The sequence below is a fragment of the Streptomyces sp. NBC_00083 genome (assembly GCF_026343295.1).
GTDB lineage: Bacteria > Actinomycetota > Actinomycetes > Streptomycetales > Streptomycetaceae > Streptomyces.
On the sequence record NZ_JAPELY010000001.1, the window covers coordinates 1,106,836 to 1,125,548 of the forward strand.

At 72.4% G+C, this 18,713-nt stretch carries 15 protein-coding genes; 9 read left to right on the forward strand and 6 right to left on the reverse strand.

Annotation, left to right across the window (positions count from 1 at the left end):
* The first annotated feature begins 142 nt into the window (after positions 1–142).
* The 6 genes from OOJ98_RS04725 to OOJ98_RS04750 all read left to right on the forward strand — a co-directional run bounded on the left by OOJ98_RS04725 (position 143) and on the right by OOJ98_RS04750 (position 9,455).
* A complete protein-coding gene (locus OOJ98_RS04725) occupies positions 143–1,339 on the forward strand; it encodes an FG-GAP-like repeat-containing protein (protein WP_267053338.1) in 1,197 nt (398 codons plus the stop codon).
* Between the two features lie 157 nt (positions 1,340–1,496).
* Positions 1,497–2,849: a VCBS repeat-containing protein gene (locus OOJ98_RS04730; protein WP_267053339.1), complete on the forward strand. Its 1,353-nt coding sequence runs from the start codon at positions 1,497–1,499 to the stop codon at positions 2,847–2,849.
* 105 nt (positions 2,850–2,954) lie between these two features.
* The gene (locus OOJ98_RS04735) at positions 2,955–5,039 is read left to right on the forward strand and encodes a VCBS repeat-containing protein (protein ID WP_267053340.1); all 2,085 of its coding nucleotides are present in this window, start codon (positions 2,955–2,957) and stop codon (positions 5,037–5,039) included.
* 339 nt (positions 5,040–5,378) lie between these two features.
* The gene (locus OOJ98_RS04740) at positions 5,379–7,544 is read left to right on the forward strand and encodes an MMPL family transporter (RefSeq protein ID WP_267053341.1); all 2,166 of its coding nucleotides are present in this window, start codon (positions 5,379–5,381) and stop codon (positions 7,542–7,544) included.
* Positions 7,545–7,569: 25 nt separating this feature from the next.
* Positions 7,570–8,772: a sensor histidine kinase gene (locus tag OOJ98_RS04745; protein ID WP_267053342.1), complete on the forward strand. Its 1,203-nt coding sequence runs from the start codon at positions 7,570–7,572 to the stop codon at positions 8,770–8,772.
* Entirely contained in the window at positions 8,769–9,455 is a 687-nt protein-coding gene (locus OOJ98_RS04750) for a response regulator transcription factor (RefSeq protein ID WP_267053343.1), read from the forward strand. The genes OOJ98_RS04745 and OOJ98_RS04750 overlap by 4 nt, the downstream gene beginning before the upstream one ends.
* Before the next feature lie 39 nt (positions 9,456–9,494).
* Here OOJ98_RS04750 and OOJ98_RS04755 read toward each other — a convergent pair whose 3' ends face one another.
* On the reverse strand, positions 9,495–10,208 hold the full coding sequence (locus OOJ98_RS04755) for a hypothetical protein (protein WP_267053344.1): 714 nt from the start codon (positions 10,206–10,208) through the stop codon (positions 9,495–9,497).
* Positions 10,209–10,513: 305 nt separating this feature from the next.
* Here OOJ98_RS04755 and recO point away from each other — a divergent pair, with 305 nt between their 5' ends.
* Both recO and OOJ98_RS04765 read left to right on the forward strand, forming a co-directional pair.
* A complete protein-coding gene (gene recO, locus OOJ98_RS04760) occupies positions 10,514–11,263 on the forward strand; it encodes a DNA repair protein RecO (RefSeq protein WP_267053345.1) in 750 nt (249 codons plus the stop codon).
* Positions 11,264–11,320: 57 nt separating this feature from the next.
* Positions 11,321–12,169 carry an isoprenyl transferase gene (locus OOJ98_RS04765; protein WP_267053346.1) on the forward strand — a complete coding sequence of 283 codons (849 nt, stop codon included), beginning with the start codon at positions 11,321–11,323 and terminating at the stop codon, positions 12,167–12,169.
* A 422-nt stretch (positions 12,170–12,591) separates the two neighbouring features.
* Here the strand turns inward: OOJ98_RS04765 and OOJ98_RS04770 are convergent, their stop codons facing one another.
* From OOJ98_RS04770 to OOJ98_RS04785, 4 genes are read right to left on the reverse strand one after another with little or no spacing between them, the layout of a single operon-like run.
* Positions 12,592–13,023: a Fur family transcriptional regulator gene (locus OOJ98_RS04770; RefSeq protein WP_267053347.1), complete on the reverse strand. Its 432-nt coding sequence runs from the start codon at positions 13,021–13,023 to the stop codon at positions 12,592–12,594.
* A 59-nt stretch (positions 13,024–13,082) separates the two neighbouring features.
* Positions 13,083–14,012: a metal ABC transporter permease gene (locus OOJ98_RS04775; RefSeq protein ID WP_267053348.1), complete on the reverse strand. Its 930-nt coding sequence runs from the start codon at positions 14,010–14,012 to the stop codon at positions 13,083–13,085.
* A 5-nt stretch (positions 14,013–14,017) separates the two neighbouring features.
* Complete coding sequence (locus OOJ98_RS04780; protein WP_267053349.1) at positions 14,018–14,839, reverse strand: metal ABC transporter ATP-binding protein; 822 nt, start codon at positions 14,837–14,839, stop codon at positions 14,018–14,020.
* A 32-nt stretch (positions 14,840–14,871) separates the two neighbouring features.
* Positions 14,872–15,897: a metal ABC transporter substrate-binding protein gene (locus OOJ98_RS04785; protein WP_267053350.1), complete on the reverse strand. Its 1,026-nt coding sequence runs from the start codon at positions 15,895–15,897 to the stop codon at positions 14,872–14,874.
* 166 nt (positions 15,898–16,063) lie between these two features.
* Here OOJ98_RS04785 and OOJ98_RS04790 point away from each other — a divergent pair, with 166 nt between their 5' ends.
* The gene (locus tag OOJ98_RS04790) at positions 16,064–17,446 is read left to right on the forward strand and encodes a glycine--tRNA ligase (RefSeq protein WP_267053351.1); all 1,383 of its coding nucleotides are present in this window, start codon (positions 16,064–16,066) and stop codon (positions 17,444–17,446) included.
* Between the two features lie 731 nt (positions 17,447–18,177).
* Here the strand turns inward: OOJ98_RS04790 and OOJ98_RS04795 are convergent.
* Positions 18,178–18,609: a hypothetical protein gene (locus OOJ98_RS04795; RefSeq protein WP_267053352.1), complete on the reverse strand. Its 432-nt coding sequence runs from the start codon at positions 18,607–18,609 to the stop codon at positions 18,178–18,180.
* Positions 18,610–18,713: the final 104 nt, after the last annotated feature.

Consider the following 18,713-nt stretch of genomic DNA (forward strand, 5'->3'; position numbering starts at 1 on the left):
CCCGGCCGACCGCCGCCCGGCCCACGTCACCCGGCCCCACGGTCACCCGGCCGACCGCCATCCCGGTCGACCCCTCGCGGCCCCCGCGCGCCGCCCCTCGTCGTCAGCACCATCTCCGCAGCATCACTTCCGAGGATCTGTCATGCCCAGAACAGAGCAGAACTCCCGTCCCCGCAGGGGGAAGGCGGCCCTGACCGCCCTGGCCTTCACGGGTGTCGCCGCCGGTGCCCTCTCGCTCGCCGGAGCGGGCCCCGCCGGTGCGGCGTCCGTCGCCACCTGGGACAAGCTCGCCCAGTGCGAATCGTCCGGCAACTGGTCGGTCGTCGACCCCACCCACCACTTCTACGGCGGGATCCAGTTCGACCTCCAGACCTGGAACGCCTACGGCGGCCGCCAGTACGCCACGTATCCCAACCAGGCCACCAAGAAGGAGCAGATCCTCATCGGGGAGAAGCTCCTGGCCGCCCGGGGTGCCGCACCCTGGCCCACCTGCGGCGGGCCCAGCGGCATCGCCAACGACCACGCCGACCCCTACCCCGCCGAGCCGCCCGCCCCGGTCGGCGTCGTCAAGCTGACCGCGGCCGACTTCAACGGCGACGGCACGAAGGACATCGTCGGCGTCGAGGCCGCCACCGGAAAGCTGTGGCTCTACCCCGGCAACGGCAACGGCACCCTCGGCGGCCGCATCCAGATCGGCTCCGGCTGGGACGGCATGAGCAACTTGGCCGCCGCGGACTACACCGGCGACGGCAAGGCCGACCTCGTGGCCGTCGACAACGCCACCGGCAGACTCTTCGTCTACCCGGGCTCCGGCGCCGCCGCCGGCATGAACACCCTCGGCGACCGCGTGCAGATCGGCACCGGCTGGAACTCCCTGCGCGACCTCACCGCCCTCGACGTCACCAAGGACAACAAGCCCGACCTGCTCGGCATCGACAACAACGGCGCGCTGTGGGCCTACCCGGGCAACGGCGACGGCGCCCTCGGCGCCCGCGTCCAGATCGGCTCCGGCTGGGACACCATGGCCGAACTCTCCAGCCCCGGCGACCTGAACGGCGACGGCAAGGGCGACCTCGTCGCCGTCGACCAGGGCGGCAAGCTCTGGAACTACCCCGGCACCGGCGCCCTGAACGGCACCGGCACCCTCGGCGCCCGCACCCAGATCGGCACCGGCTGGAACGCCATGCACCAGCTGGTCGGCGCGGACTTCAACGGCGACGGCAAGGGCGACCTCGACGCGGTCCAGGCCCCCACCGGCGCCACCGGCGCCTTCTACTTCTACCCCGGCAACGGCAGCGGCGGCCTCGCCGACCGCGCCCAGATCGGCACGGGCTGGTAGGCCCCGACGGCCCCGCCCCTCACCGGCCCCACCCGCCCCACCGCGCGGGCACCTCTCGACTTCGCTCCACCGAGCTCCACCAGCACCCCTGGCCACTCCCTCAACTTCGCTCACCCGGCGCCCAGTTCACCGCGCCCATTTTCTTGGAGAACACCCCATGTCGAAGTTCACCGGCACGCTGAAGAAGTCCGCCGTCGCCACCCTCGTCGCCGCCGCCGTCATCTCCGGCGTGAGCATCGCCGGCCCGACCGTCACCCCGGCCGCCGCGGCCGCCACGTCCTCCGTCGGCGGCACCATCACCACCGCCGAGGTGCTCTCCCGCGCCCAGAACTGGGTCGACCGGGGCATCCCCTACAGCCAGTCCGCGTACGCCACCGATGTCCAGGGCCGCACCTACCGCCAGGACTGTTCCGGGTTCGTCTCGATGGCCTGGCACCTCAACACCAGCCTCACCACCTGGTCCCTCCCGCAGGTCTCCCACCAGCTGAGCACCTACGACGACCTGCAGCCCGGCGACATGCTCGACAACATCGACGAGCACGTGGTCCTCTTCGCCGGCTGGGCCGACTCCGGCCACACCACCGCCCGGATCATGGAGGAGGCCCACACCGGCACCAACGCCCGGATCGACTCCTCGTACTACACCAAGTCCCGGCTGAGCTCCGGAGGCTTCAAGGCGTACCGCTACAACCACATCAGCGAGTCCACGCCCACCCCGACCGACGCCGGCATGACCAACCTCGCCGGCGGCGACTTCAGCGGCGACGGCAAGGCCGACGTCATCGCGGTCGAGGCGTCCAGCGGCAAGCTGTTCTACTACCCGGGCATCGGCGGCGGTTCGCTCGGCGCCCGCGTCCAGGTGGGCACCGGCTGGGACACGATGAGCGAGCTCACCTCGGGCAACTTCACCGGCACCGGCAACCTGGACCTCGCCGCCGTCGACAGCGACGGCGTGCTGTGGATCTACCCGGGCAACGGCAACGGCACCTTCGGCACCCGCATCAAGGCCGGCACGGGCTGGGACTCGATGCACGACCTCGCCGGCCTCGACCTCAACAAGGACGGCAAGAGCGACCTGGTGGCCGTCGACTCCGCCACCGGCAAGCTGTACGCCTACCCGGGCACCGGCAACGGCCAGTTCGGCGCCCGCGTCGAGATCGGCTCCGGCTGGAACGCCATGGACCAGATCGTCAGCCCCGGCGACCTGAACAAGGACGGCAAGCCCGACCTCGTCGCCCGTGACGTCGCCACCGGCAACCTCTACGTCTACCCGGGCGCCGGCGTCTTCAAGGGCGACGACACCCTCGGCGCCCGCGTCCAGATCGGCTCCGGCTGGAGCGCCATGACCAACCTGGTCAGCGGCGACTTCAACGGCGACGGCGTCGGCGACGTCGACGCCGTCCAGGCCAAGGCCGGCTCCACCGGCACCTTCTACTCCTACCCGGGCACCGGCGCCATCAACGGCATGAACACCCTGGGCGACCGCGTCCAGATCGGCACCGGCTGGTAACCCGCCCCGCGCCAGGGCCGTCCTCGCATCCCAGCGATGCGGGGACGGCCCTTCCCGGTCCGCCCGCCCCCTCTCCCGTACGAGTCCGAAAGGACCAGCACCGCCATGAAGACCCCGCTCCGCAGAACCGCAGGCACCGCCGCGGTGCTCGCCTCGCTCGTCACGGGGGCCCTCGGCACCGGCACCGCCTCCGCGGCCTCCACCGCGTTCCCCGACGGATCCATCGCCACCTACAACGCCATCACCCGCATCGACGCCTCCGGCATGGGCCTGCAGGGGGACAACGGCCGCGACGCCGGCCGCGTCTCGGCCTTCGAGGCCGCCAGCCCCGGTCTCACCCGCACCACCGTCAACGGAGTCCTCGCGAGCGGCACCGCCGCCATCGCGGCCCGCCCGCTGTGCCACGACACCAACATCGCCGGCGCCCGGGGCTTCTGCCCCTCCGTCCAGGACGACACCACCAGCGCCTGGGTGCCGCAGGGCATCACCGGATCCGGCGAGTCACCGCAGGCCGCGCAGCTCGTCAACGGCCGCAAGGTGCTCATCACCAGCGCCCACGCACCCGACGACCAGGGCGAGCGGCTCACCTTCGCCGACGTCACCGACCCCGCCCATGTCACCTACAAACACGCCCTGTTGGTGGGCGTGTCCGACGACAGCAAGAACTTCGCCCAGCTCACCGGGCACGCCAACAGCGTCGTCTGGTCCGGCAGCCGGCTGTACGTCGCGGCCATCGGCAGCGGCTTCGACGTCTTCGACCTCAACGACATCTGGCAGATGGACACGACGTCCGACACGGCGGTCGGCCGCGACACCGCGGGCAGGACCCACGGCGCCGGATTCACCTACGTCCTTCCCCGGACCGGGAGTTACGCCTACACCGGCGCCGGCAGCGGCTGCGGCTCCTACGCCGGCGTCCCCGACCGGCCCTGCATCACCGCCGCCTCGCTCGACACGTCCGGCGACACCCCCGCCCTCGTCACCGCCGAGGGCGACGGGAACAGCACCGAAGGCAACTTCGGCCGCGCCACCGCGCCCGTCGTGCGCTGGCCCATCGACCTCACCACCGGCAGGCTGAGGGCCGACGCCTCCGGACACGTCACCGCCTCCGAGGCCTACGCCTCACCGATGGGCGGTGTCCAGGGCGTCGCCATGAACAAGGGGCGCTTCGTCCTCGCCGGCGCCTGCCCCGAGTGGGTCGCCGCCGAACACCAGACGAAACCCGTCGTCGAATTCGACAGCTGCCTGTACGAGGCCCGCGCCGACGAGCCCGTACACCTCGTCACGCGTACCGCCGTCAACCTGCAGAACTTCTCCTACTGGCCCGGCACCGACCAGCTGTGGATGGTCAACGAATACGGCGGCGGCCGCATCGTCGCCAACGCGCCCTGGCCCGACGCCTCCCCGGTACCGGCCGGCATCATCCGGACCACGTCGGCCGACTTCACCGGTGACGCCCGCGCCGACCTCGTCGGCGTGGAGGCCGCCACCGGCAAGCTGTGGCTCTACCCCGGCAACGGCAACGGCACCTTCGGCGACCGGATCCAGATCGGCACCGGCTGGGGAGCCATGGACAAGCTCGCCGCCGCCGACTACACCGGCGACGGCAAGGCCGACCTGCTGACCGTCGACACGGCCACCGGAACCCTGTACGCCTACGCGGGCACCGGCACCGCGAACGGCATGAACACCCTCGGTGCCCGCACCCGGATCGGCACCGGCTGGAACGACATGCGCGAGCTGACCGCGCTGGACGCCGACGCTGACGGCCACACCGACCTCGCCGCCATCGACCGCGCCGGAACGCTCTGGGTCTACCCCGGCACCGGCACGCCCAACGGGACGGGCACCCTGGGCAACCGCACCAGGATCGGCTCCTCCTGGAACACCATGACCGAGCTGACCAGCACCACGGGCCACGACCTGCTCGCCCTCGACTCCACCGGCGCCCTGTGGTCCTACCCCGCGACGGGCGGCATCAACGGCACGAGCACGCTGGGCGCCCGCACCCGGATCGGCACCGGCTGGGACAGCATGCGCCAGCTCACCGGCGCCGACTTCGACGGCGACGGAACGGGCGACGTCGACGCCGTCCAGGCCCCCGCGGGCGCCACCGGCCCCCTGTACTTCTACCCCGGCACCGGCCCCGTCGGGCTCGGCGAGCGCACACAGATCGGCGTCGGCTGGTGACACGGAACGCGCCGCGCTGACACCGACGCCCCACACGAGGCGGGCCGGCTCCACGGCCCGCCTCCGCGCGTCAGCCCTACAGCGTGTACGCGCACATCTAGCTCTTCGACATGCCGTCCCGATGGCCCGCGACGGCCCCCCGAGGCCCGCCCGCCCGTACGCCTGCGCCCGCCCGCCGCTACTCCCCGGGGAGTAACGGCAGCCGCCCGGACACCCGGGGACGTACGGACCATCTCGCCCGTGGGCCCGACGAACCGCGCCCGAGCGGGCGGAACGCTGGAACCAGCCGGGCAGGCCACAGGGGCCCTACCGAAACACCCGGCCGGAGGGGGACCCGCGATGGGGTCAGCCACAGCGGGGCCGGCGCAGGCCAAGGCCTCAACTCCCGTACGACGCCGCGCGGTTCCCTGGGGCGTGCTCGCCCTGTGGGTGATCGTGCTCGCCGTCGCCGGATCGTTCGCCGGCCGACTCGGCGACGTACAGCGCGACCAGAACACCGACTACCTGCCGGCCGGCGCCGACTCCACCCAGGTCGCGAAAGTCCAGGACCGGCTGCCCGGCGGCGAGATCACCGGCCTCGTCCTCGTCTACCACCGCTACGGCGGACTCACCCCCGCCGACCGCGCCACCGCGACCCGCCAACTCGCCACGCTCACCGTCCCGCCCGGCACCCACGCCACGAAGACACCCGCCGAACTGGCCGCCGCCACCGACCCCAAGGACTTCGCCGCCGTCCCAAACGGGCCCGCCGCCACCTCCAAGGACGGCGCCACCCTCATGTACGCGCTCTCCACCACCGCACCCGCCAAGAACGACGACGCGAAGAAGACCTTCGTCGACGACGTACGGGAACACGCCGCCGACACCGACGGCATGAGCGTGCGCGTCGGCGGCGACGGCGCGCTCGCCGTCGACGCCCGCGGCGTCTTCGGCTCCCTCGACGGCACCCTGATGCTCGCCACCGGCCTCGTCGTCGCCCTGCTCCTCATCCTCACCTACCGCAGCCCCGTGCTGTGGCTCGTGCCGCTGCTCGCCGTCGGCGCCGGCGCGGTGTGCGCACGGGCCGCCGTGTACGCCCTCGCCACCTGGACCGGGATCACCGTGACCAGCCAGAGCGCCGGCATCATGACCGTCCTCGTCTTCGGCGCCGGCACCGACTACGCGCTCCTCCTCGTCGCCCGCTACCGCGACGAACTGCGCCACACCCCCCAGCCCTACGACGCGATGCGCGCCGCGCTGCGCGGCTGCGGACCCGCGCTGCTCGCCTCGTCCGGCACCGTCGTCGCGGGCCTGCTCTGCCTGCTCGCCGCCGACCTCAACAACATCCGCGGCCTCGGCCCGGTCGGCGCCGTCGGCGTGCTGTGCGCCCTGGCCGCGATGCTCACCCTGCTGCCCGCCCTCCTCGTCCTGCTCGGACGCCGCGTGTTCTGGCCGCTCGTCCCCGCGTACGGAAGCCAACCGCGGCGCCGCCGCCGCGACCTGTTCGCCGCCATGGGAAGCTCCGCCGCCAAACGACCGACAGCCGTCCTGCTCACCGGGGTCGTCCTCCTCGGCGCCCTCGCCCTCGGCGCGTTCCACCTGCCCGGCGCACTCAAACAGGACGACAGCTACACCACCAGACCCGAATCCGTCGTCGCCATGACCACCCTCGCCACCGCCTTCCCCGACCGCAGCAGCCGCCCCATCGACGTCGTGGCCCCCACCGCCACCGCCGACCAAACCCTCGCCGCGGCCCGCACCGTCGACGGCGTCGCGAGCGCCCGGCGCGGCCGCACCGGCGGCGGCTGGACCGAAATCGCCGTCACCGCCAAGGACGCCCCCGAATCCGCCGGCGAAACCGCCACCATCACGCGGCTGCGCTCCCGCCTCACCGGCGCGCACATCGGCGGCGCCAGCGCCCAGGCCCTCGACCTCGCCGACACCAACGCCCACGACCGGCTCGTCGTCATCCCCCTCGTCCTCGCCTCCGTCCTGCTCGTCCTCGCCCTGCTGCTGCGCAGCCTCGTCGCCCCCCTGCTGCTCATCACCGCCGTCGTCCTGGTGTGGGGAGCCGCCCTCGGCATCGGCGGCCTCGTCTTCGGACCACTCCTCGGCTTCACCGGACTCGACCCCGGCCTGCCCCTGCTGACCTTCGTCTTCCTCGTCGCCCTCGGCGTCGACTACGGCATCTTCCTCATGCACCGCACCCGCGAGGAAACCCGCCACGGAGCCCCACCACGCGAAGCCGCCCTCACCGCGCTGCGCACCACCGGCGCAGTCATCGCCTCCGCCGGCACCGTCCTCGCCGCCACCTTCGCCGTCCTCGCCTCCCTGCCGCTCGTCATGTTCGTCGAACTCGGCACGATCATCGCCGTCGGCGTACTCCTCGACACCTTCCTCGTCCGCACCTACCTCGTGACCAGCGCCAACCTGCTGCTCGGCCGCGCCGTGTGGTGGCCCGGACGGCTCTCCCGCACCCCCACCGCCACCGAACAGGCCCCGCAGCTCCTCGACACCCGGCACTGAGCGAGAGGATGGCAGGGTGCCAGACGTGAACCGACCCACCGGCGAGCCGAGCCCCGATGCCCGGCCGGGCAAGCGGCTGACGCACCTGCTGCACCGCGACCCCCGCACCGCCGCCCACCCGCTGCGCACCGACACCGCGCTCGCCGCCGGCGCCGGACTCCTCGGCGCGGCCATCGCCTACGCCGACACCACCCTGCGCCCCGACACCACCGGCTGGGCCCTGCTCACCGCCTCGGCCCTCGCCCTGATCGGGCGGCGCGCCCACCCCATGGCCACCCTCGCCCTGGCCGTGCTCTGCATCGCCCCCTACCAGCTCCTCAACAACGCCCACATGGGCACCATGCCGATGGCGATGACCGCCCTCTACACCGTCGCCGTCACCGGCACGGTCCGCCGCACCGCGACCGTCGGCGCCTGCGTCGTCGCCATCGCCATCGCCGGCATGTCCTTCAACGGCGTCCACCGCGTCTTCGACGTGTTCCGCACCTCCGGCTGGCTCGTCGCCGCCCTCGTCCTCGGCGTCGCCGTGCACAACTCCCGCATCCACGTCGCCGAACAGCGCGCCGCCGCCGCCCGCGAAAGCGAACGCCGACTCACCGAGGAACGCCTGCGCATCGCCCGCGACCTGCACGACCTGCTCGCCCACAGCATCACCCTCATCGGGGTCCGCACCTCGGTCGCCGCCCACGTCCTGACCGCCACCCCCGACCGCCTCGACCGCGCCGGCCTCGCCGCCGCCCTCGACTCCATCGCCGACACCTGCCGCGAGGCCCGCGCCGAACTCCGCACCACCCTGACCGTGCTGCGCGCCGACGAACACGGCCCGCTGCCCGACCTCACCGGCCTCCCCGACCTCGCCCGCAGCGCCGGCGCCGACCTCGCCGTCGACACCACGGGCACCCGCGTGCCGCCCGCCGTCGGCGCCGCCGCCTACCGCATCGTCCAGGAGTCCCTCACCAACGCCGTCCGCCACGCCGGGCCCGACGCCACCATCCGCGTCCGTGTCGAGACGGGCGGACCGGCCCTGCGGGTCACCGTCACCGACGACGGCCACGGCCCCGCCGCCACCGGCACGGGCTTCGGCATCCTCGGCATGCGCGAACGGGCCCGCAGCGTCGGCGGCACCCTGGACGCCGGCCCGCACCCCGACGGCGGCTTCCAGGTCACCGCGCACCTGCCGCTCCCGCCGAGCCCCGCGCACGACACCACCCCGGAGACGACCGCATGACCACCGCGCCCGGCGACCCCATCCGAGTCCTCCTCGCCGACGACCAGACCCTCGTACGCTCCGCCTTCGCGATGCTCGTCGAGTCCGCGCCCGACATGGCCGTCGTCGGCGAGGCCGGCACCGGCGCGGAAGCCGTCGCCCTCGCCCACGCCGCGCGCGCCGACGTCGTCGTCATGGACCTGCGGATGCCCGGCACCGACGGCATCGAGGCCACCCGGAAGATCGCCGCCGCGGAAGACCTCGCCGGAGTGAAGGTCCTCGTCCTGACCACGTACGACACCGACGACAACGTCCTGGAGGCCCTCCGCGCCGGCGCCTCCGGATTCCTCGTCAAGGACACCCGGCCCGCGGAACTCCTCGACGCCATCCGCACGGTCGCCGCCGGCGACGCCCTGCTCTCACCCGGCCCCACCGCGAGCCTCATCGCCCGCGTCCTGCGCGCCCCCGGCCCGGCGACGGGCGGCGGCACCGGAGCGGTGGCCGCGCTCTCCGACCGCGAACGCGAAGTGCTCACCCTGGTCGCCCGCGGCCTCAACAACACGGAGATCGCCGACACCCTCGCCCTGAGCCCCCTCACCGCGAAGACCCACGTCAGCCGCATCATGGGCAAGTGCGGCGTACGCGACCGGGCCCAGCTGGTGATCCTCGCGTACGAATCGGGCCTGGTGGTCCCGGGCGGATGAGCCGAAGGGGACGGGACACGGCGGGGCGGGGCGGGCGGCTCAGCCCCGGCCGGGCTGCTTCGACCGCGTACCGTCGGCCGGCTGGATCAGCGAATCCTCGGAAGGCCGCGTCGTGACGGAGCCCCTGGCCGGATCGGCGGCGGCGGGCAGCGGGGCGAGCTCGGCGCCGTTCCAGCGCAGCGTCGTCGCGGACTGGTGGTCGCGGCCGCCCGCGGGCTCGGTGACCACCAGGTCCGTGCCGAGCGTCTCCGCACTCAGACCGGGCCGCCCCGCGTATTCGAGGACGGCGTGGGCCCGCTCGCCCACCGCGGTGTACACCCACAGGATCGTCCGGCCCAAGTCGTCGTAGGCGAGCACCAGTTCACGCTCCCCGTCCCCCGTGAGATCGGCATACGCCGGCGGCCGCAGCCGGCACGACGAACCGTCCGGGCACTCCTTGAGCCCGCTCTGCACCGCACGGTCCGTACCGGGATCGGCGGCCAGCAGCCGCACCCCGTCGATACGCGTGAAATCCCCGCCCGGCACCGTCACGCCCGGCACCGGCCCCCGCGCGTGGAAACCCTGACCGGGCTTGGCGGGCGCCGCGGACGCGGTGCGGCCGGGCCACAGCGGCGAAGCGGTGACGGACGCCGACGGCGTCGGCGCGGGCCCGTCGTCCCGCACCCCCTCACCCGCCGAGCACCCCGCGAGCACCAGCACGACAAGCGCACAGCCCGCCGCGCGAGCACGGCGGACGGTCGTCGGCAGCGGCATTCCGGTCCGTCCAGGGGTGAGATCGACGACAAGCGTCAAGGCCAAGCGGAACGAGAAGGCCCGCTGCCGCAATGGTGCCCCATCGGGCTGTGCGAACCCGGTGAACCGAGGAGCTCCGCCCCGCACGAGCTGCCCGGAGCGCTTGAACGGCAAGGGCGGCGCCCAGCGGCGTGATCCCTGCCACGTAGCCCCGCCGGGCCGGTGGCCCCGCTCGCACAGTTCCCCGCACCCCTGGCGGGATGGGAGCCGCCCGGCGCGCCCGGGGTCTGGGGCCGAGCCCGGAAGGCGTGCGGGAGAATGGGCGCATGAGCCTGTTCCGCGACGATGGCATCGTGCTGCGCACCCAGAAGCTGGGTGAAGCCGACCGCATCATCACGCTGCTCACCCGCGGACACGGGCGGGTGCGGGCCGTCGCGCGCGGGGTGCGGCGCACCAAGTCGAAGTTCGGGGCCCGGCTCGAACCGTTCAGCCACGTCGACGTGCAGTTCTTCGCACGCGGCAGCGAACTCGTCGGCCGCGGCCTCCCCCTGTGCACCCAGAGTGAGACCATCGCCCCGTACGGTGGCGGCATCGTCGCCGACTACGCCCGCTACACCGCCGGCACCGCCATGCTGGAGACGGCGGAACGGTTCACCGACAACGAGGGCGAACCCGCCGTCCAGCAGTACCTGCTCCTCGTCGGCGGCCTGCGCACCCTAGCCCGCGGCGAACACGCCCCCCACCTCATCCTCGACGCCTTCCTGCTGCGCTCCCTCGCCGTCAACGGCTACGCGCCGAGCTTCGACGACTGCGCGAAGTGCGGCATCCACGGCCCCAACCGGTTCTTCTCCGTCGCGAGCGGCGGCGTGGTCTGCGGTGACTGCCGCGTACCCGGCAGCGTCGTACCCTCTGCGGAGGCCGTCGGCCTGCTCAGCGCGCTGCTCACGGGGGACTGGGAGACGGCGGACGCGAGCGAGCCGCGGCATGTGCGGGAGGGAAGCGGGCTCGTATCGGCCTATCTGCACTGGCACTTGGAGCGCGGCCTGCGCTCCTTGCGGTACGTAGAGAAGAACTGAGCGGCGTCACAGCGGCACAGAGCATCTGACGCAGAGCATCTAGGGAGAGAGCTCCACATGGCAGTACGCGGAATCCTGGGCGGCCGGTCCCGGCGCGACTACAAGACCCCCGAGCCCCACCACTCGGGCGCGGTACCGCCGAAGATCCCGGCCGAGCTGGTGCCGAACCACGTCGCGTGCGTCATGGACGGCAACGGGCGCTGGGCCAAGGAGCGCGGGCTGCCCCGCACCGAGGGGCACAAGGTCGGCGAGGGCGTCGTCCTCGACGTGCTCAAGGGCTGCCTGGAGATGGGCGTCAAGAACCTCTCCCTGTACGCCTTCTCCACCGAGAACTGGAAGCGGTCGCCCGAAGAGGTCCGCTTCCTGATGAACTTCAACCGTGACGTCATCCGGCGCCGCCGCGACGAGATGAACGAGCTCGGCATCCGCATCCGCTGGGTGGGCCGCATGCCCAAGATGTGGAAGTCCGTGGTGCAGGAGCTCCAGGTCGCGCAGGAGCAGACCGTCGACAACGACGCGATGACGCTGTACTTCTGCGTCAACTACGGCGGGCGCGCCGAGCTCGCGGACGCGGCGCAGGCGATCGCGCGGGACGTGGCGGCGGGCAAGCTCGATCCGTCGAAGGTCAACGAGAAGACCTTCGCGAAGTACCTGTACTACCCGGACATGCCGGACGTCGACCTGTTCCTGCGGCCGAGCGGGGAGCAGCGGACCTCCAACTACCTGATCTGGCAGTCGAGTTACGCGGAGATGGTGTTCCAGGACGTGCTGTGGCCGGACTTCGACCGGCGTGACCTGTGGCGGGCCTGTCTCGAATTCGCCTCCCGCGACCGGCGTTTCGGGGGAGCGATCCCCAACGAGGCGCTGGCCGCGCTGGACAAGAGCGGCGACGCCCCCCGCCCCTGACCCCGCCCCACACGAACGGGGTCCCCGGGGCCCCGCCCCGGCCCCCGTTCCGCACCCGAAAGCCGCTCGTCCTCAACCGCCGGACGGGCTGGGATGGCCTGGATGGGGCATGCCGCCAAGACCAACCCCGCTAGGGGCGCGGGGAACTGCGCGCCAAGCCACGCACGGTCCGCACCCTGAAGCCGGCCCCTGGGGCTCCGCCCCAGACCCCGTTCGCGCCTGAAGGGCGCTCGTCCTCAAACGCCGGACGGGCTGAGGTGGCCCGCACGGGCCGGGGTCGAGCAGCCGGACGGGCTGGGGTGGCCGATGCTGGGCACCCTGCCCGAGAGCAGCCCACCTGGGGGCGCGGGCACGGTCCGCACCCGAAGGCGGGGTTGCCTGGGGCTCCGCCCCGGGGCTTGGCGGGTCGGCGTCCCGCGGAGCTACTCCGCGCCCGCGCACACCTCACACGTCCCGAAGATCTCCACCGTGTGGGCCACGTTCACATACCCGTGCTGCGACGCGATCGACTCCGCCCACTTCTCGACCGCCGGCCCCTCGACCTCCACCGCCTTGCCGCACACCCGGCACACCAGGTGATGGTGGTGGTCGCCGGAGGAGCAGCGCCGGTACACCGACTCCCCGTCGCTGGTGCGCAGCACATCCACCTCGCCGGCGTCCGCGAGGGACTGCAGCGTGCGGTAGACGGTGGTCAGGCCCACCGAGTCGCCCCGGTGCTTGAGCATGTCGTGCAGCTCCTGCGCGCTGCGGAACTCGTCCACCTCGTCCAGCGCCGCCGCCACCGCGGCACGCTGCCGGGTCGACCGGCCTCGTACGGGGGCGGTATTGGACCCGCCGAGCGGCGCTGTCGTCACAGGTGCCTCCAAGCCTTGACCCGTACAAACCTTCCTCGGGCCATTGTGCCAGCTCCCGCTCAGGCCGTGACCTCGCCGGCCTGAGGCTTTGCGGGGCCGGGCACGCCACCGGGTGCCCCGCCGGGTACGTCGAGGCCGCACTCGCCCTCGCCCGGCGACGCCGCCGCCGTGGCGCGGGCCCGCCGCCTGGCCAGGGGCGCGGCGAGCGCGGTCAGGGCGATGAAGATCGCGATCGTGAACAGGACGATGACGGCGCCGGGCGGCACGTCCTCGTAGTACGTGACGACCGTTCCGCTCAGCGTGACCGTCACGCCGATCGCCACCGCGATCGCGAAGGTCCAGGCGAAGCTGCGGGACAGCTGCTGGGCGGCGGCGACCGGCACCACCATCAGCGCGGAGACCAGGAGCAGGCCCACCACCCGCATCGCGACCGTGACGGTGACCGCCGCCGTGACCGCGGTGAGCAGGTTCAGGGCGCGCACCGGCAGTCCCGTCACCCGGGCGAACTCCTCGTCCTGGCTGACCGCGAAGAGCTGGCGGCGCAGGCCGACGGTGACGATCAGGACGAACGCGGCGAGGAGGCTGATGGCCCACACGTCGGAGCGGGAGACCGTCGCGAGGGAGCCGAAGAGGTAGGAGTTGAGGTTGGCGGTGGAGCCGCCGGGCGCGAGGTTGATGAAGAGCACACCGCCCGCCATGCCGCCGTAGAACAGCATCGCGAGCGCGATGTCGCCGCGCGTCTTGCCGTACCAGCGGATCAGTTCCATGGTGACCGCGCCGAGCACGGAGACCAGGGTCGCCATCCACACCGGTGAGGTGGAGAGCAGGAAGCCGAGGCCGACGCCGGTCATCGCCACGTGGCCGATGCCGTCGCCCATGAGGGCCTGGCGGCGCTGGACGAGGTAGATCCCGACGGCCGGCGCGGTGATGCCGACGAGGGCGGCGGCGAACAACGCCCGTTGCATGAAAGCGGAGTTGAGGAGTTCCATCATGATCAGGTCAGCAGTCCCGTGCGTACCGGCTCGGCGGCCGTGTGCGGATGTACGTGGTCGTGGCCGGGCAGCGCGTGCTGGCCGACGGCCCTCGGCGGCGGCCCGTCGTGCACGACGCAGCCGTCGCGCAGCACCACCGCCCGGTCGATGAGGGGTTCCAGCGGCCCGAGTTCGTGCAGGACGAGCAGGACGGACGCACCGGCGGCGACCTGTTCGCGCAGGGTCGCCGCGAGGATCTCCTGGCTCTCGATGTCGACGCCCGCCATCGGCTCGTCCATGATCAGGAGTTCGGGTTCGGCGGCCAACGCCCGTGCGATCAGGACGCGTTGGTGCTGGCCGCCGGAGAGTGCGTCGACGGAGTCCTTCGCGCGGTCGGCGAGGCCCACGGCCGCGATCGCCGCGTCGACGGCCTCGCGGTCGGCCTTGCGCAGGACGCCGAAGCGGGCCCGGGAGAGGCGGCCGGTGGAGACGACCTCGCGGATCGTGGCGGGCACGCCGCCCGCGGCCGTGGTGCGCTGCGGTACGTAGCCGACGCGCCCCCAGTCGCGAAAGCGCCGGCGGGGGGTGCCGAAGATCTCGACGGTGCCGCCGCTGAGCGGCACCTGGCCGATGAGGGTGCGGATCGCCGTCGACTTGCCGGAGCCGTTCGCGCCGAGCAGGGCCACGACCTCGCCGGGCATGACGGTCAGGTCGATGCCGCGCAGGACGGGGCGCGAGCCGAGCTCGGCGGTCACCTTGGTGAGGGCTATGACGGGGGAGGGGGATGCGGCGGGGGTGGGGGCCGCGGAGGGCGTGGCAGGGGCTGCGGGTGTGACGGGCGCCATGGCGGGAGCCTCCAAAGCGGTGGGCAGGATGGTCACTTGGCGGTGAGCGCCGTGGTCAGGGCGGTCAGGTTGGACCGCATCACCGAGAAGTAGTCGGTGCCCCTCGACCGGTCGGTGATCCCCTCCAGGGGGTCCAGGACGTCGGTCTTGAGCGAGGCGTCCGAGGCGAGGGTCTTGGCGGTCTTGTCGCTGACCAGCGTCTCGTAGAAGACGGTCGTGACGCCGTCGGCCTTCGCCATCTTCTGGAGGTCCCTGATCCGCGCGGGGCTGGGCTCGGAGTCCGGGTCGAGGCCGTTGATGGCCTCCTCGGTCAGCCCGTAGCGCTCGGCGAGGTAGCCGAAGGCGGCGTGGGTGGTGATGAAGACCCGGGAGGTGAGGGCCGTGGAGTTCTTGAGGGCGGCCGCGTACTCCTTGTCGAGGGCGCCGAGCCTGCCCACCAGCGTGTCGGTGTTCTTGCGGTAGTCCGCGGCGTGCGCGGGGTCGGCCTTGGCGAGGGCGGCGCCGACGCCCTTGGCGACCTCGGCGTACTTCACCGGGTCGAGCCAGATGTGCGGGTCGTCGCCGGCCTCGGAGTGACGGTGGCCGTGCTCGCCCCCGCTCCCTCCCGCCTCGTCGCCCTGCTCGCCTTCGGCGCCGGTGGTGTGGTCGTGGGCCGCGGCGTGGCCGCCCACTTCGTTGCCGTGCTTCTCCATCGAGGTGAGCGTCGAGGCGTCGATCTTCGTCTTGAGGTCGGCCTGGGCGACCGCCGCGTCGACGGCGGGCTGGAGGCCCTTGAGGTAGACGACCGCGTCGGCGTCGTTGAGCTTCGCGGTCTGGCGGGCGCTGATCTCCAGGTCGTGCGGCTCCACGCCGGGCTTGGTCAGCGCGGTGACCGCCACATGGTCCCCGCCTATCTGCTCGGTCAGGAACTGCAGCGGATAGAACGACGCCACCACGTCCAGCCTGCCGTCCTTCCTGCCGTCGCCGGAGCCTTCCGCACCGCAGGCCGTGAGGGCGGTGAGGCCGAGGAGGGCGGCGCAGGAGAGGGCGGCCGTGGGTATGAGGCGGCGTACGTTCATGACATCCATTTTCAACAAAGATGGAAACGGTTGTCAATAATCAGTACGGGTGGCCCCCCGCACAGGACCCCGCGCGACAACCGATTTGATAGAGGGGGTGCGACCGCCGGTAATCTGAAGGCTTCGCCGTTCCCCCGTTCACGTCGTCGTTAATGAAGAGAGCACCGTGGCCGCCGACAAGATCGACACCATCGTCAACCTGAGCAAGCGCCGTGGCTTCGTCTACCCGTGCAGCGAGATCTACGGCGGCCAGAAGGCCGCCTGGGACTACGGGCCGCTGGGTGTCGAGCTGAAGGAGAACCTGAAGCGCCAGTGGTGGCGCTACATGGTCACCTCGCGTGAGGACGTCGTCGGCATCGACTCGTCGGTGATCCTGGCCTCCGAGGTCTGGGAGGCCTCCGGCCACGTCGCCACCTTCACCGACCCGCTCACCGAGTGCACCTCCTGCCACAAGCGTTTCCGCGCGGACCACCTCGAAGAGGCGTACGAGGAGAAGCACGGCAAGGCCCCCGAGAACGGCCTCGCCGACCTCAACTGCCCCAACTGCGGCAACAAGGGCACCTTCACCGAGCCCAAGAGCTTCTCCGGCCTGCTCTCCACCCACCTCGGCCCCACCCAGGACACCGCCTCCGTCGCCTACCTGCGCCCCGAGACCGCCCAGGGCATCTTCACCAACTTCGGCCAGGTCCTGCAGACTTCCCGCAAGAAGCCGCCGTTCGGCATCGCGCAGATGGGCAAGTCCTTCCGCAACGAGATCACGCCCGGCAACTTCATCTTCCGCACCCGCGAGTTCGAGCAGATGGAGATGGAGTTCTTCGTCAAGCCCGGCGAGGACGAGCAGTGGCAGGAATACTGGATGGAGCAGCGCTGGAACTGGTACACCGGCCTCGGCCTGCGTGAAGAGAACATGCGCTGGTTCGAGCACCCGCAGGAGAAGCTCTCCCACTACTCCAAGCGCACCGCCGACATCGAGTACCGCTTCAGCTTCGGCGGCAGCGAGTGGGGCGAGCTCGAAGGCGTCGCCAACCGCACCGACTACGACCTCAACGCCCACTCCAAGGCCTCCGGCCACGACCTGGTCTACTTCGACCAGGAAGCCGGCGAGCGCTGGACGCCGTACGTCATCGAGCCCGCAGCCGGTGTCGGCCGCGCCATGCTCGCCTTCCTCCTCGACGCCTACAGCGAGGACGAGGCACCCAACGCCAAGGGCGTCATGGAGAAGCGCGCCGTGATGCGCCTCGACCCGCGCCTCGCGCCCGTCAAGGTCGCCGTCCTGCCGCTCTCCCGCAACCCGCAGCTCTCCCCGAAGGCCAAGGGCCTCGCGGCGGACCTGCGGCAGAACTGGAACATCGAGTTCGACGACGCCGGTGCGATCGGGCGCCGCTACCGCCGCCAGGACGAGATCGGCACGCCGTTCTGCGTCACCGTCGACTTCGACACGCTCGACGACAACGCGGTGACGGTGCGCGAGCGGGACACGATGGCGCAGGAGCGGGTCTCCCTCGACCAGATCCAGCAGTACCTCGCCACCCGCCTCCTCGGCTGCTGACCCCCCGGGGCTCCGCCCCCGCCCGACCCCACCACGGGTCTCGGACGGGAGCGGGGCCCCGCGCCCCTGAGCGGGTTGCCCTCGGCAGCGTGCCCGGCGTCGGCATCCCTCCCCCTGGGCAGGGCGCCCGGCCGCGGCATCTTCAGCCGGTCCGGCGTGCGAGGACGAGCGCGCTTTCAGCCGGTCCGGCGGTTTGAGGACGAGCGCGCCCTTTCAGTCTGTCCGGCTGCTCGGTGCCGGGCGCCCACCTCCAGCCCGTCCGGCGTTTGAGGACGAGCGCCTTTCGGGCGCGAACGGGGTCTGGGGCGGAGCCCCAGGAGCCTGGACCTCAGCCCCCTCTTCCCGCCCCCGGAGGGTTTCGGGAAGGGGTGGGGTGGGGCATCCCCCGGGGTCTGGGGCGGAGCCCCAGCAACCCCGCCTGCCGTCTGCGGACCGTGCTGGGGCACCCGCGCAGTTCCCCGCGCCCCTAAAAACGTAGGGCACCCGGAGCCACACCCGCGACCCGAGCCCGCTGCGGCGGAGCCGCGCAGAAGGCTCAGCCCCGCGCCCCTAAAGACGTAGGGCACCCGGAGCCGCACCCGCGACCCGAGCCCACCGCGGCGGAGCCGGGCAGAAGGCTCAGCCCCGCGCCCCGAGTAGGGCACCCGGCACCGAGCGACCGGCCGAGCCCACCGCGGCGGAGCCGGGCAGAAGGTGCAGCCCCGTGCGCCCACGCAAGGCGCCCGGCGCCGCTACGGTTTGCGGAGGGCGACCCTCGCGCAGACCGCCGCCATCGGCAACTCCGCCACCAACGCCAGCGCCAGCGCAGTCGCGAACTCCGTACCCGCCGCCGCAGTCGTGACATCGAACCACGCGTCCACCAACAACACCGCCCCCGTCGCCGCAGCAACCTGCGCCGCACGCGGATCATCACGCCGCAGCAACACCCCCGTCCCCGTGAGCCCCAACGCCAGCAACGCGTCCAACCCCACCCACGCCGTAGCCCAGTTGGACACCTCCGTCGACCGCGGCAGCGTCTTCGCCAGCACCACCATCCACGGCACCAGCGCAAGCCCCGCCCCCGTCACAACCGTCGCCAGACGCGGCCGGCGCCATGCGCCCCAACCACCCACAACGGTGGACACCGACCGGCTCGGACGGGTCTGCGGGGCGACGAGAGTCATGACGACGGGCTCCTTCCGGCCCGACGGTCCCTCCGCCCGAGCACAGCCCCAGACTTCCCCGCCGCACCACCCCAGGTCAGTAACGCGACTGTCCGAACCCACGG